Origin of the sequence: Bradyrhizobium sp. NBAIM01, assembly GCF_020194115.1 — a bacterium.
Classification (GTDB): domain Bacteria; phylum Pseudomonadota; class Alphaproteobacteria; order Rhizobiales; family Xanthobacteraceae; genus Bradyrhizobium; species Bradyrhizobium yuanmingense.
The window spans coordinates 1-15,003 of sequence record NZ_JADYVU010000004.1 but is presented as its reverse complement, the minus strand read 5'-3'; the positions used below and the strand labels follow the sequence as shown (position 1 = coordinate 15,003).

Genomic DNA, 15,003 nt, shown 5'->3' with positions numbered 1-15,003 from the left:
GCCTGCTTTTTCCCGCTGAAGTAGGGCTTGTGTTGGCGCACGATTTCTCAATACGCGGTGGGTTTGGCGAGAGTAAGCACGATCGTCCCCAGCATGATCCTCACATCCAACCACAAGCTCCAATTATTGATGTACCACAGATCATACTCCACGCGCTTCTGCATCAGGTCGAGCGTGCGGGTTTCTCCGCGATAACCATTAACCTGGGCCCAGCCGGTGATGCCGGGCTTGACGTGGTGGCGGAAGGCGTAGTTGCCGATGATCTGCTCATATTCGGTGTTGTGGGCGGCCGCGTGCGGGCGGGGGCCGACCAGCGACATGTCGCCCTTGAGCACGTTGAGGAGCTGCGGCAGCTCGTCGATCGAGGTCTTGCGCAGCCATTTGCCGATGGGCGTGACGCGCGGGTCGTTCTTCTGCGCCTGCAGGATTGTCGGGCCGTCCTCGAGCACGCGCATGGTGCGGAACTTGAAGATCCTGAACGCGCGCCCGCCAAAGCCGTGGCGGGTCTGGCGGAAGAACACCGGCCCCGGCGAAGTCAGCTTGATCAGCAGCGCGGTCACCAGCATCACTGGCGCGAACACGAGCAGCGCAAGGCTGGCGCCGGCAAGGTCCAGCGCGCGCTTGAGCGCGCGTTCGCGCCAGGTGAGCGGGGCCCGGCGCAGCTCGGCGGTGAAGGTGTTGCCGGTGCCGACAAGCGGATAGCGCAAGAAGCGCGCGGTGTTGGGGTCCGGCACCAGATGCACCGGGAGGGGGAGGATCTTCAGCACATCCAGAATGCTGTCGATCGCATGCTGCCTGCTCCAGTTGATCAAGAGGAAGACATGCTCGATCCGGTGCTCGCGGGCGTAATTGATCAGCTCCTCGAAGCGCGGCGCCAGCGAGGACAGCAGCAGGGGCGAAGCCAGCTCCTTGGCCGGGATCTCCATCACGCGCATCAGGCGGTAGCCGTGCTGGCCGAGGTCCTCGACCGCGTTGGACGAGGTGGCAAGGCCGAACTCGGCGATCAGCAGCGCCCGTCCGTTGGCGAAGGCGCCGGTGCGCAAGGCATGCGCGGTCCAGCGCGCCGCCACGATCTTCCAGGCGAGCAGGGCGGCAAGGCCCACCAAATAGAACGAGATCGTGGTGCCGCGGGAGAACTCGTCGCTAACCTTCATCGTGAAGGCGATCGCCAGCAGCGCGCCGAACAGGCCGGTCCACGTCGCCAGCGTCATCCGGAACGTGCGGGGCAGGTGGGTGACCGTCTTGAGGCGATAACCCTGCTGCACGATGGTCAGCAGGACGAAGTTGATCGCCACCAGCACGCTGGCGGCCGCATACACGTCCGCCTTGCCGAGCGTGCCCGCCGTGACGACGTGATACCCGACCGCGCAGCCGATGCCGCTGACCACGATCAGCGCCGCATCCACCACCGCCAGCAGCCGTTCGACCACCACAGGTCGCAGCCAGCTCGGCGCAAAGCCTCCGGATGTGGGCGCGACCGGCTCGACCACACGAATTTCCGTCGCAGAATCAGCGACGGGCACCGGCCGAGTGGAAACAATTGTCATCCTGCCAAACCCATTGACGCAAAATTTATTTAGCCCAAACAAGCCGTGCTATCGGGCAAAATCGCTGTTAGAACAAGGCGAAGGAAAAATTAACCTTACCGCACAAGCCTGCATTGTAGCCCATCTCGCCTCGACTGATATGCTAAATTTCGCAACCCGTTAGGAAGTCCTCGTTGCCTCGCACCCAGTCCCGGCGGCGGACCCGGCCGAGAGGGAAGCGCTACCTCGCCATTGGCCTTGCGGCCGTCGCTTTGGTGGGACTCGTGCTTCTCCTTCTGCGCCCCGATGCGGCGCCCATCCGAGCTCCAACAGCGTCCAGGCCCGTCGCCATCAAGCTCCTCCTTGATGGGCCCTATGGCGCGCGGTTTGCCGGCGAGCTCGCTGCATCCAGGCAGGGATATTTCTCCTCCCGCATCGAGGTGTCGGCTCAGCCCGAAGGTCCTGACTTCGTCCAAACCATTGCACGCCAACATGCCATCGGCGTGACGAGCGGCCAGAACTTCCTGCTGGCGAGCTGGCGCGGCATCCCCGTGACTGCGTTTGCCGCAAGCTTCCTCGATACCTCTGTCGCGATCTTCACGCTCGAAAACTCCGGCTTGCGGCGGCCGGCCGATCTGGTCGGAAAGCGGGTCGGATACCGCAGGGCGAGTGAGGGAGACGTCGTCTTCGATGCCATGATGGCACAGCTCGGCCTGCCGCGAAGCCAGATTACCAAGGTCCCTGACCGCGACAGCTTCGAAGCCCTGCGGGCCGGGGAGGTGGATGCGATCATTGCCGTCATCGACGCGCAACCGGATCCCACCAGCTCGACCTTCGTGAAGCTGAACGTCATCAAACCGCAAGACTATGGTATCCATGTTCCTGGCCTAGTCTACTTCGCGAGCAATACTCTCGTCCATGAACAGCCATCCATGATTGCCGATGTCCTCCAGGGCCTCATTCGAGGATGGCAATTCACCTACGCGGACTATGCACGGAGCGTGCCCGTTCTTACGGGTACCGGACCGGCTGGCCTGAACCCGGAGCGGCTGAAATTCGAGCTGCAGCAGCAGCGCCCGCTGGTATTGCCAACGGGCGGCCGCATCGGCGACTACGACGAAAGCCGCTGGCGGACGCTCCGGGATATCCTTCTCTTCGCCAAGCTGGGCGAGGAAGACGTGCCTTTGGCTCAGACGGTCAGCTACCAGTTCCTGCGGGATGTGTACCGCCGTTCACCCGACCTCGCGGCTCCAGGCGCGTGGAGCCAGGACAAATAGGATAAAAAAATAGGACCAAGAAGCCACACTTGCGCGCTATATCGCCCCAAAAGGCGCCCGGCCGCCCCGGCATCGGTTGCATTTCCGCCGGTGGGCTTGGTAAAGTTCGGTTCACTATTTGGGCTAGTCGCGGAGTGGCTTTACGGATCGTGACGTTGGTCGGCTGGGGTCTGACGAGCGCGGGTCGGGGATCAAATCCGCAGGGGCGAGGAGCTTTTTGGATGTTTAACACATTGATGCGAGCAGGTCTTTTGGCTGCAACTGTTACCTTCTGCGCAGCGAGCGGAGCGAGCGCCGCCATGCAGATGCCCGCGCCGGCCGCCCTGCTCGCAGGCGAGAGCCAGGTGACGCCCGTTACGTTCTGGGCGCAGCCGTATCCCTATCGATATGTGCCGCGGCGCCAATGTCCATTGGTGCGGGTCGAGACGCCCTATGGCTGGTACATGGATCGCGTTTGCGCGCCTGTCGGACCGGTCCTGCGCCGAGCATACTGAGGTCGACTTAAATCGGGCGGCGGCTGCCGTTTTTCAACGATTCTTCAAGGCAGCCGTGATGCGGCTGCCTTGCTCGTTTTTGGTTCATTTTGTGCTGATCATTTGTGCGCGCAACGCAGGTTCACCATGAATATCTTTGTCGGGCCGGGGCAGGCTGTCGCATGGTGAAGATTGTGTTAGCAGATTGGCGCGGCTGCATTGGCAGCGTGATTGCGTAATGTGATCGGGTCACCGGATCTTCCAGAGCAATGGTGATCCGGCCAACCGGATACTGACTGAGGATTACGATGACAGGGGTTTCAACCTACGATCTCACGGGCAAACGTGTCTTCGTCGCGGGTCACCGCGGCATGGTGGGATCAGCTGTCGTCCGCCGGCTGACGTCGGAGAATTGCACCGTGCTCACGGCTGATCGGCGCGAGCTGGACCTGACGAAGGAAGAGCCCACGCTCAGATGGCTCGAGGCCAATCGCCCGGACGTCGTGGTTCATGCCGCCGCAAAGGTTGGCGGTATCGCAGCCAACAACAATTTCCCGGTCGACTTTCTCTGCGACAACCTTGCGCTGGAATTGAGCGTGATCCGCGCAAGTCACGCGGTTGGTGTTCGGCGCCTGCTGTTTCTCGGCTCGTCCTGCATCTATCCCAAGCACGCCAAGCAGCCGATCGCCGAAAGCGAATTGCTGACCGGGCCGCTAGAGCCGACCAATGAGTGGTACGCAATCGCCAAGATTGCCGGCCTCAAGATGTGCCAGGCGTATCGTCGGCAATATGGCGACGATTTCATCTCGGTAATGCCGACCAATCTCTACGGCCGCGGCGACAATTATCATCCGGACCATAGTCATGTGCCGGCCGCATTGATCCGACGTTTCCACGAAGCCAAGCTCGCCAATGCACCCAGCGTTTCGGTGTGGGGCACCGGCACGCCGCTGCGCGAATTCCTCAATGTCGATGATTTTGCGGATGCCTGCGTTTTCCTTCTGAAGAACTATTCGAGTGACCAGCCCATCAATGTCGGCACGGGCGACGAATTGTCGATTGCCGAATTCGCGACCACAGTCGCGGAGGTGGTGGGCTACGGGGGCAAGCTCGCGTTCGATACATCCAAACCTGACGGGGCACCACGCAAGCTGCTGGATAGCTCGAGAATCCGAGCACTTGGTTGGCAGCCGAAAGTTGCCTTGCGGACCGGCCTTGCAGCCGCCTACGCAGATTATCTTCATGGCTACGGGCGTCATCTGGAAGTCGGCGCAACGCGCTGAGTAGACTAGTTAGATTGCTAGAGATTTTTTTATTCTGAAGTTTGAACTGGGGCGGGCTTTATGCGTGTTCTCTTGGTCGGCATCAATTATGCTCCCGATCTGATCGGTGTGGCGAAATACAACGCCGAGCTCTGCGAAAGTCTGGTCGCCGAAGGCCATGAAGTCAGAGTGATTACGGCGCCTCCCTATTACCCCGCCTGGAAGATCCCTCCTGCATTCAAATCGTCGTACTTCAGATCGAGAGATATCAATGGAGTTCGAGTAACGCGTACGCCGATTTATGTGCCCGAACATCCCTCTGGCGTCAGACGGCTGGTTCATCACGCTTCATTCGCGCTCACGAGCTCGGCCCCGGTTCTTCTTGAGGCGCTATCCTGGCGGCCCGACGTCATGATCGCTGTCGCGCCGTCGCTGATGTCGGCAGCCTTCGTCTCTTTCGTCGCTCGTCGCGTCGGCGCCAAATCATGGCTTCACGTGCAGGATTTCGAGGTGGATGCGGCGTTCGATCTTGGTTTGCTGCGCAATCCCTCTTTGCGAAAATGGATGCTTCGAATCGAAGCGGCGATCCTCAAATCGTTCGACAACGTTTCAACCATCTCTCAAGCGATGGTAGAGCGGTTGAGGATCAAGGGATTGCGGCCCGACAAAACCGCGGAAGTGAGAAACTGGATCGACACCACTGCGATCTGCCCGGGATCTCGAGCGACCAAATACCGTCAACAGCTGAACCTGGCCGAGGGCGATATCGTTGGACTTTATTCCGGCACGATGTCCAACAAGCAGGGCCTTGAACTCGTGATCGAAGCCGCGATTGGCCTGGAGCGAAGTCATCCGCATATCCACTTCATCCTTGCAGGCGAAGGGCCTCACAAGATGAGGCTCGAGCAGCTTGCAGCCGGGCATCGCAATATCTACTTCCTGGGGCTTCAGCCCAATGACAGCTTCAATCAATTGATGGCCACGGCCGATTTCCATCTGATTCCGCAGAAGGCCGAGGCCGCCGATCTAGTGTTGCCCTCGAAGCTCGGGGCGATCTTCGCATCCGCTCGGCCGGTCATTGCGATGGCCGAAGAAGGCACCGGCCTCGCGGCGGAAGTCACGAACGCGGGCCTCGTGATTCCGCCAGGAGATTCGTCGGCTCTCGAAATCGCAATTTGCCAGCTCAGCGACGCGCCCGCCCTGCGTGAGCATTACGGCGAAGAAGGAAGAAGGCGAGCTCTTGATCGCTGGGATCGACGCACGATCGTCCGTCGGTGGTCGGAGGCCATGACAGGGCAGGGTATTGCGGCAGGGCAGACGAATGCCGGCCTGACGGGCGCTGCCAAGGACATTGGGCTTCCGGTGGAGGATGCCGTTCGGTCGCCCTGAGGGAGTGGACGATCGCCTCTGGCATCTTGGCATCGGCCCGCCCCGCCGATATCTCGCGTCTTTTAGGGGAGCAGACCGCGTGTTCAGACTGCCCTTCATATTAGCCATTTCATTCTTCACACTGACCCGTACCTCAACCAGCGAGGCCGAGGAAATGCAGGTCCGCTTCTCGTTCGCACCGCCCCGCGCCTGCAGCACCGTTTTTCCCAATCCAGAAATCAAACTGACGCATATTCCGGCGGATACGCGCTCGATTCTCGTCAGATTTCGCAGAGGGACGAGTTCCGAGTTGGGCGGTCAGGAGATCCCGCTTCCAGAAAATGGGATCGTAAAGGCAGAGAGCTTGCGGACGTGGGGACCATGCAATCCGGATCTCTATACTTACGAAGTCATCGCGAAATCTAGGACGGGAGTCGTTTTGGCGAAGGCTGAATGGTCGGAGCCGTATCCTCCTTAGCGTGAGAGAAGTAGCCGGGAGCGGCGGCCCGCCTAAGAGGAGTGGACATTAACACTGAATCTCCGATGCTATGCGACTACATTGCCGAGACGTCAGCCATGAGATATCAATTCTGGACGATATCTGCACTGCTTATACTTCTTGCATTTTTGGGGTCGGTTTCGCTGTGGGTGGCGCCAGAGGGCGGTACCGCCGCAGGCGACAGAGGCTTCAACGCTCTCGCATCTGAGTTACCCTAATTCCAGAACGTACCCCGGAAATCTGGGACCGAGCCCGGCATTACCTTAGGATCGGTTGAATTTCGAATTAACGGTAGACCTATGGAAATTTCCAAACCCCGCACTTTTGGCGGCGTCGACCTCGTCAGGTTCCTTTCGGCAGCGATGGTGATGCTTTTCCACTATGGCTTTTGGGTATGGGCTTATCCAAAAGGCCAAATTGCGAAAGCCGCGGGTTCGGTGCCATCGACGAATTCCTTCTTCAGCTATGGTTGGATTGGCGTTGAAATCTTCTTCGTAATCAGCGGCTTTATCATCGCCTTCAGCGCTCAATACTCCACGCCGACTAAGTTTTTCGAAGCCCGGGTGAAGAGGCTGGTTCCGGCCGTCATCATTTGTGCGCCGGTGACGTTTGCGGTGATCGCATTTTGCGGGATCGAAACCATTCAGCACAACCTATTCGTCCTGTTTCGAACGTTAGTTTTTTGGCCCTTCGGGCCATGGATCGATTCAGTTTATTGGACCCTAGGCATTGAGATCGCCTTCTATGGTATCATCTGGCTTTTGCTGCTCCTCGGACGCTTCAGCAAAATCGAGGTCGTTGCCTCAGGCATTGGCTTGCTGAGCTGCATTTACTGGATCACGCTTTTTACCTTCGGTCTAAAGATCGGAGCGGAAAGTAGGTTGCTGGATCTACTCCTCATCCACCACGGCTGCTTTTTCGGGCTGGGCGTAACGATTTGGCTGTTGCGTTTCCAGAGCCGCAATTTGATGCGCCTCTTGCTATTCGCATTCTTCTCGCTGGGATGCGCACTCGAAATCATTAATGCCGCGAGCGTGATGGCCTCTAAAGTGTCCATGCAGATCAGCTACGTCGTCCCGCTTGTCACGTTCTTTTCGGCCGTCGCGTTCATTTGTTGGACGCTGATGACGCGCCGGCTCGAACATAAAGCTCTGCGGCCGATCGGCCTGATGACGTATCCGCTCTACCTAATCCACAGCGTCGTCGGAGGTTATCTCCTGGGCCGTCTAATCAGCGCGGGGCTTTCTTATCCAGCGGCGATATTTTATGTCAGCGTAACGATGGTCGGGGTGAGTTGGGCCATCGCGATCTATCTTGAGCCGATCCTAAAGAACGCCATCGGCCGTTTTTTCCGCAAGAGCGAACGTTTCCTGCCGGAAGGCGCAAGATGATCTAGACCGTTATTCCCTTGGCCGCGACTGCTGTTCGAGCCCTCTGTTCGGCCGCAGGGATCAGGCTGTCGTCGATCTGCGAATAGATGGCAGCGTAAGCGATTTTTCCGTCAAGGCCATCGGCCACGGTCGTTGTCCACCTAGCTCCGAGCATCGTCCTAGTGGGGTTGTACGAGTTGATGGACGACGTCAGGGTTCCGGTCCCGACCGATGCCCCTGCTTGGCGCAGTTGCAGCGATGCCGTCCATCTTGGCCACGACCAGAGCCCAAGCGCCCGCCGTCAGCGTCGCGGACGATGCAGCTAGCACCTGATTTCCATTGCCGTTGACGAACTGCAACACTCCGGCAGTCTGACGAAATTGGAAATGCTGCGGCGATCCGATCGCGTCGCTGCGCGTGATGATTTGCCGGGTGCCTGAGATGCTGTCGAGCTTAACTACGGCCACCAGCATAAAGCTCGTGAGGTCGAATATCGGATTGTAAGGTACGGCGATGACCTGCTGCGGCGTGAAGTCGGGACCTTCTGCCGTCCATGCCGTCGACGTCGCTGTCCTGATCGTCGGCGAGAACGAGCACCCTGCGCCTGTCCGCACCCCCAAGGTAGTGACGGGCAGCCCTGAGGCATTCGACAGCAGTTGGATGCGGTCCGAAAGGCGTGAGCGCCCTGATGGGCGCTCATTTGGCCAGGCTTGGTCGCCTTGCTGGCCGTCCCACAAGAACTACTCGTGGCGCGGATAGTATCTAAACCCGTGCTGCTTGATGAGTTCGTCGCGTTTTGCGGACTCGAGATCTTCCTTCATCATTTCTCGAACCAGGCTTTCGAACGAGGTCTTGGGCTCCCAACCAAGTTTCTGCTTGGCCTTTGACGGGTCACCAAGAAGCGTCGCGACCTCGGTGGGGCGGAAATAGCGGGGATCGACCGAGACGACACACTTGCCGGTCTTGGCGTCATATCCTTTCTCGTCGACGCCACTTCCTTCCCAGCGGACCGTCATGCCGACTTCGTTTGCAGCGACATTGACAAAGTCTCGGACAGAATGCTGCACGCCAGTAGCGATCACGAAATCTTCAGGCTTGTCCTGCTGCAGCATTAGCCATTGCATTTCGACGTAATCCCGCGCGTGTCCCCAATCGCGCAAGGCATCCAGATTACCCAGATAAAGCCTTTCCTGCAGTCCCAAATGGATGCGCGCCAAAGCACGCGTGATCTTTCTGGTCACGAAGGTCTCGCCGCGGACCGGAGATTCGTGGTTGAAGAGGATGCCGTTGCAGGCATACATCCCATAGGCTTCGCGGTAATTGACCGTGATCCAGTAAGCATACAGCTTGGCGACCGCGTACGGTGAGCGCGGATAGAACGGCGTCGTCTCCCTTTGTGGGATCTCCTGGACCAATCCGTAAAGCTCGGATGTTGACGCTTGATAGAAGCGCGCCTTCCTCTCCAGGCCGGTAATACGCATGGCCTCGAGGATGCGCAGGGTGCCGAGACCGTCGGAATTGGCTGTGTATTCGGGCTCTTCGAACGAAACGGCAACGTGGCTCTGCGCCGCAAGATTATAGATTTCGTCTGGCTGCACTTGGCCAACGATCCGGATCAGGCTCGAAGAATCGGTCAGATCGCCGTAGTGAAGCCGGAAGGGCGGGTCGGGCTCGTGCGGGTCGAGATAGAGATGATCGATGCGGTCGGTATTGAAGAGGGAGGTCCGGCGCTTGATGCCGTGGACCTCGTATCCCTTCTGCAGAAGAAGTTCAGCCAAATAGGCGCCGTCCTGCCCGGTGACGCCGGTAATAAGTGCTCGTTTCTTTGTCATAATAATCTCAAGGTTCGGTAGGCCGTTCGTACTCGAAAACGAAGAGAATAGGGAGATGGGCTGGGTCAAAAAAGCAAGCTTAGATTAACAGCGTTGACGTCTGCGCAATAGGCAACAGAGTCCTGCTAAGGCTATTTCGAATTTGTGTTCTCAACGGTGAAGTTCTGGCCTTATGAATGTTGTACGATTTGTGAATTGAAGTTGGCCTGGAGCTTCAGCCTGGGGGAAGACGACATCATCCGGATTGAAGACGACTATCAAAGAACCTAAGCAACACCCGAAGTGCGCATTGCGATGATCGGCCCGAGTATGTGAGTCTGATGTCCCGCGACTGTTTGCGGATTTCGGTCAGTACGTGATCTGCGTCCACAAGGACGAGGAGATCGCCGCGATCCCGATCTGCTAACATGGGTCTCGACGAGATGGTGGCGGACACTGTCAAAGCTAAGCGCCTTGACCATTGACCTGACTAAGCCGACCGCCGCGACCGATGCCGTTTTCATCGCGGTCGGCACGCTCTCTCGATAGCGCAGCCTCACACCGGCGACCGTGGTGGTAACGAGACCGACGGTGCCGGTCGGCACCGGACCAGGCGCTCCCAAAGTTCGTGCGTGGATTGATAGGAAAAACTCAACGGTTGATTGCGGCCACAACTTCTCCGAGAGTGCAGTTGACGCACTGGAGGGTGCTTTGCCGCTTCCTCCGGGAGTTTAGCTTGTCTGCATAATCTCATGGAGGGAGACCAGTCGATCTGAGCTACGTACTTTTGTAAAATTGCTGACGCGGCACTTTGAGGCGAACGAGTTCAAATGGGATGGATATATCAGCCGCGAGGGACAACGCCTATTGATCGCCATACCGATTGCGTCGTAGATCGGAGCGGGCTGGAGGCGAGCCGAAGGAACGGCTGATGCCAACTACTCTCCAAGAACAACTGGATCAGGTCGAACGCGACATAAAGTTATACATGGAGTTTGATGCAAACGAGAAAGATCGTTTCAATCGCGAGTCTTACTTGTGGACTGCAGAGGATCGCATCGAGTGGCAGGAGATACAATCTGACAATGCTCAAAGACTCCGAGAACTGCTCGAGGAGCGTGACCATTTGCGCAGCCGGTTGGGCCTATGAAACGACAGTAAGATGATTGCCGTAGATCGCAAGTGCGAAAGATCGCAGCTGCTTCGAAATTTCCCTCGAAACTATCAGTTCGCCGAGACTGAAGAAGCGTCTATGACCGCGTTCGCTCTCGTGGCAATTTGCTTAGCGACCGCGCCGTAACATGCATTCCCAATAGCGGAACCATCTGTTTGGACACGCTGAAACCAATTGTTTTCATGACAGAAGCAATCCGCGCCCGGGCGATATGGGAGATTTGTAACCGCAAATGATCGCGGGCGAGTTCTTCGTCAAAGAACGGCAGTGCGGGGCCATCATGTATGCTACCATCCGCAGCAGCTTGATTTGATGCTGTAGCGGCGATTGTTTCATCTCCGAATCGAGAAAGCGCTGCGTCTCCCTTGACGGCAACACGAAGGGTATCGATGTCGCGACCAATGTTTCGGTCCCTGAAGTAGAAAACCGAAGTTCAAGGGATAGTCGCCAAGTTGTACAGCCCCGAGCGTAATTGCTGGCTCGTACTAAGATCATAGGACGACACCACGTCGATCAAGCCTTGACGTCGGGGTCATCAGTTTATCGAAGCCATCGTCGTAGCCGGGTAGCTTACCAAGCGGCCTAACCGAGCCCGATTTGAATCCAAATATTGGGGGCATGCCGATCGCCATCAAAAAGGCTTGGGGTGGAAATAGATCGCGGTCGTTAGGATCAGCAACGTAAATCTTATCAAAAAGTAAGAAGTGCTCGCCTCAGTTCATGAGAGGAATTCGGACATTCGGTAGGCGCTAAAAATGCTTCGTAGATCATGTTGCAGCGTCCGTACTACGGGTCCGAAAGGCTTAATATCGGATTCGCAAAATTCCCGGTCATTCTGACCTTCCGCAACCAAAAGTCGAGCCCCGTCCGCTCCTCAGGGAGCTTCGGCCAGCGTCCCTTCAAGTAGAGGCTTATCCGAACCTTTGACTTGGACGACGCCTAGAGCCAAGCCGAGCGGTTGAAAGGCCAAGCTGATAGAGCCGCCGCCGCACGGCGTTTTCAGTTCGGCAGAGGGTCGCGGCGATTTCTAGGATGGACTGGCCATTGATGATTGCCGATCTCAGCGCGTTATCATCTTCGGGCGCCCACGTGCGACTTGAGTTTACGCTATTCATAACCGGGAATGTCTTTTTTTGGTCCAAAGCGCGCAGCCAACCACAGCCTGAAATGACTGTCCACTCCCTCGTCCCTTTCAGTGCGCAGTCGTTATGCGGTCGGAGCAAGAAGGAGGGCTGCTTGTTACGGGGGGCAGCAGCGTGGTGTCTGGACCACCGCCGAGGAGATGGTTCAATTTTGTGCGTGAGCGCCTACTATATCGCGTGGCCCCTTCGGGGGAGCGGATGCATACTGTCCGAGTTGAAGATGCCTTCTTGACCCCGACGTCGGGTCTCACGCTGCCTCGATTTTAATCGCTTAATTCCGTTAATTGACCGCGGGCGCGCATAGTCACGCAAAATACTTAGGTGTCGATTGCCAGAAGAGAGGTTTGAAGTGCTAGACGCGCTTCGCGGCTTCGCAGCCATTGGCGTCCTGTTCTTTCACCTTTCAATCGTCGGTGCGCCGCAGTTGGCACCTCATGGCTATCTGGCGGTGGATTTCTTCTTCATGCTTAGCGGGTTCGTACTTTCGCACTCGTATGCGATGCGTCTTCAGTCTGGCAGGCTAACAGTTGCCAAATTCCTGCAAATTCGCATGAAGAGGTTATTGCCGCTTAGTCTGTTGGGACTCTTATTGGGAACAGGGTATTTCTTACTCCGTTTGGCGTTTCAGAAACATTCGCAGTACGCACTTTCTGACATCCTCGGCGGGACGGCCTTCAACGCGGCTTTGCTGCCTAAGCCCTGGGTAAGTCAGGCTCCCACAGACACGACATTCCCCACCAACACCCCGATGTGGTCGTTGTCATTTGAAATCGCCGTCAACTTACTTTGGGCGGCGCTGATATTGCGGGTAGATACGAAGTGCGCCTGGGTGATCACCGCTGTCACTGGTGGACTCCTTGCCCTAACGATCCTTAAACACGGTACCGCCGATCTTGGGGCTACGTGGACTACTTTTTTCGGAGGTGCTGTTCGCACCCTGTTCGGCTTCTTTACCGGCGTTCTGGTTTGGCATTACCGCCCCAAACCATTCCTGCCCACACTTCTACTTTGGCCAATGATCCTTCTGCTCGCGACCGTCTTTTGCCTTCCGATCCGAAGCTCTGTTTTCGATGCTGTTTCGATCGTCCTTATCTTTCCACTCCTATTGTATCTGTCCGTCGCTTGCCATCTCCAGCAAAAGCAGCGTCTTCTTAGTGTGCTAGGCCGCCTTTCGTATCCACTCTACATCGTTCACGTTCCAATCCTTATGACGACGGTCGGTCTGCTAAAGGCAACTCATCTTGAGCAGGCACCCTCTTGTTACCTCTTTGCACTAGTACCAATTTGCATTCTGCTGGCGATCGGTCTGGACAAGTATTACGATTCCCCGATCACATCGGTTCTTGCAAAGCACAGGGTCAGGTCTCTGTAGCTTCAGAGCCTGCCAGCGCCACCGGGCAACCCGAAAGTGCGCGTCATATTCTAGGCACTCGCTGCACAAACCTAAGTCAGCTTCTCTGAGAACCTTTGTCGCGAAAACCGAGCGAGCTGCACTTGCGCCGAGCAGGCGGCACCAGGAGCTTCTGCTCGCGACGCATCTAATTTGCTAGTCGCGCTTTCAGAAATGCGCTTCAATAATCCAATACATACCGGGTCACTGGATGGTCGCTGATGACGAACAGCCTTGACGAGGCGCGGTACGATGCAGTGGTGTTGGGCGCTGGAATCAGCGGCCTTGTAGCGACATCGATCTTGCTGCGCGACGGTGCGAGGAACGTCCTTGTCGTCGACGAGTACGCCTGGAGCGGTGGAAACCACATCGATTGCAAGGTCGGCGACTACACCTTCGATGTCGGCAGCTACATCTTTCAGGACGATTCGCCGTTATTGGCGCACTTTCCTGAGTTATTACCGCTCTATATTCAAATCTACCCGTCGTGGGGGCGTCTCACTCCGCAAGGCGCAGTAAGTCACTATCCGCTATCCATCAAGGACGATCTGCTTTCAGCCGGTCCGTTGGAATGGCTTTGGATGGTGAGCTCGATCATCTTTGCCCGAACCTTCCGCCGCAGGATCCGAAGTGCCAAGGACTTTGCAACTTTTTGGATTGGAAGGCGGTTACTGGAGCGCACAGGCCTCGGCTATTATCTGAGCCGGTTCTACGGATTTCCCGCCGATCAGGTCGACGTCAAGTTTGCAGAGAAAAGGATGCTTTGGATTAAGGAGCACGCGACGCTGCGAAACCTTGTTGGGCGGGCCTTTCGTCGTGCCCCCAATGTGGCTCCCAATCAACAACTCGTTCGACCGCGGGAGGGCTTCGGATTCCTGTATCGCAAGGCAATGGAGCGGCTCGAAGGCCAAGGCGCGGGCTTTGTGCTGGGGACCAAGATAGCTCGCGTTCAAAGGCAGAACGGTGAGTTTTCGATTGTCCTGGCGAACGACCGTGCGATCGTCGGCCGTCGCCTGGTCTCGACCATTCCCCTAGCACGCATCCAAGATCTGTGTGGTCTGCAAACGCATCGAGAGCTGAAAACCGTGACGTTGCTGACGTTGTTCTATAGCTTTTCCGGTGAGAGAGGCTTCAAGCAACCGATCCTGTACAATTTTTCAAGCGAAGGGGCGTGGAAGCGCCTCACGATTCATTCCGATTTTTACGGCAGGTGCCACGGCCGAGAATTCTTCTCCGTCGAAGTCAATGCTGAGCACGTGGCGCACGACATTAGTACGGCAGATAGCGACTTTAGAACTCACACCTGCGACAACAGACTGTTTTTGGGCGACCTTCGGCTTGAGGGCACGCATATGCTTGGCAATGCCTACCCGATCTACACCGACCAGGCCGACGAACACGCGGCAAGCACGGTGGCCGCACTGCGCAAGTTAGGCATCGAATCGATTGGACGGCAAGGCAGATTTGACTATCAACCGACCGCTCGCGACTCCACCTTAAAAGCCGAAGCCGCGCTTCGTTCGGATCAGCGTCGGTCAGACCTGGTCTAGATCAGATGCGAGGGCCGCGCCCTCGACTTCATCAGGTAGATTCCAACATTTTGTACAGGGCCTGTTGAAGACGCGATCAACGGGTATTCGGGCAACAAAGGAGCCTTCGGAGCGGAAATTGGGCGTCACTCAGTGGCGGTCGAGCAGGGTGGGGGTTGGGG

At 57.3% G+C, this 15,003-nt stretch carries 10 protein-coding genes; 7 read left to right on the top strand and 3 right to left on the bottom strand.

Annotation, left to right across the window (positions count from 1 at the left end):
• Positions 1 to 47: 47 nt before the first annotated feature.
• Complete coding sequence (locus I6F31_RS15280; RefSeq protein ID WP_225185659.1) at positions 48 to 1,490, bottom strand: undecaprenyl-phosphate glucose phosphotransferase; 1,443 nt, start codon at positions 1,488 to 1,490, stop codon at positions 48 to 50.
• Between the two features lie 320 nt (positions 1,491 to 1,810).
• Between I6F31_RS15280 and I6F31_RS15275 the strand changes: the two genes are divergently transcribed.
• The 5 genes from I6F31_RS15275 to I6F31_RS15255 all read left to right on the top strand — a co-directional run bounded on the left by I6F31_RS15275 (position 1,811) and on the right by I6F31_RS15255 (position 7,796).
• Positions 1,811 to 2,803, top strand: coding sequence for an ABC transporter substrate-binding protein (locus I6F31_RS15275; protein ID WP_225185658.1), 993 nt, complete (start codon positions 1,811 to 1,813; stop codon positions 2,801 to 2,803).
• A gap of 221 nt (positions 2,804 to 3,024) precedes the next feature.
• On the top strand, positions 3,025 to 3,297 hold the full coding sequence (locus tag I6F31_RS15270; RefSeq protein WP_225185657.1) for a hypothetical protein: 273 nt from the start codon (positions 3,025 to 3,027) through the stop codon (positions 3,295 to 3,297).
• A 287-nt stretch (positions 3,298 to 3,584) separates the two neighbouring features.
• Positions 3,585 to 4,559: a GDP-L-fucose synthase gene (locus I6F31_RS15265; RefSeq protein ID WP_225185656.1), complete on the top strand. Its 975-nt coding sequence runs from the start codon at positions 3,585 to 3,587 to the stop codon at positions 4,557 to 4,559.
• A 60-nt stretch (positions 4,560 to 4,619) separates the two neighbouring features.
• The gene (locus I6F31_RS15260; RefSeq protein WP_225185655.1) at positions 4,620 to 5,927 is read left to right on the top strand and encodes a WcaI family glycosyltransferase; all 1,308 of its coding nucleotides are present in this window, start codon (positions 4,620 to 4,622) and stop codon (positions 5,925 to 5,927) included.
• A 777-nt stretch (positions 5,928 to 6,704) separates the two neighbouring features.
• Positions 6,705 to 7,796: an acyltransferase gene (locus I6F31_RS15255; protein ID WP_225185654.1), complete on the top strand. Its 1,092-nt coding sequence runs from the start codon at positions 6,705 to 6,707 to the stop codon at positions 7,794 to 7,796.
• 158 nt (positions 7,797 to 7,954) lie between these two features.
• Here the strand turns inward: I6F31_RS15255 and I6F31_RS15250 are convergent, their stop codons facing one another.
• Entirely contained in the window at positions 7,955 to 8,512 is a 558-nt protein-coding gene (locus I6F31_RS15250) for a hypothetical protein (RefSeq protein WP_225185653.1), read from the bottom strand.
• A gap of 3 nt (positions 8,513 to 8,515) precedes the next feature.
• Positions 8,516 to 9,607, bottom strand: a complete 1,092-nt coding sequence (gmd, locus tag I6F31_RS15245) for a GDP-mannose 4,6-dehydratase (RefSeq protein WP_225185652.1) — start codon at positions 9,605 to 9,607, stop codon at positions 8,516 to 8,518.
• A gap of 2,644 nt (positions 9,608 to 12,251) precedes the next feature.
• Here gmd and I6F31_RS15240 point away from each other — a divergent pair.
• The gene (locus I6F31_RS15240) at positions 12,252 to 13,274 is read left to right on the top strand and encodes an acyltransferase (RefSeq protein WP_225135117.1); all 1,023 of its coding nucleotides are present in this window, start codon (positions 12,252 to 12,254) and stop codon (positions 13,272 to 13,274) included.
• 239 nt (positions 13,275 to 13,513) lie between these two features.
• Entirely contained in the window at positions 13,514 to 14,842 is a 1,329-nt protein-coding gene (locus I6F31_RS15235; RefSeq protein WP_225151571.1) for an NAD(P)-binding protein, read from the top strand.
• Positions 14,843 to 15,003: the final 161 nt, after the last annotated feature.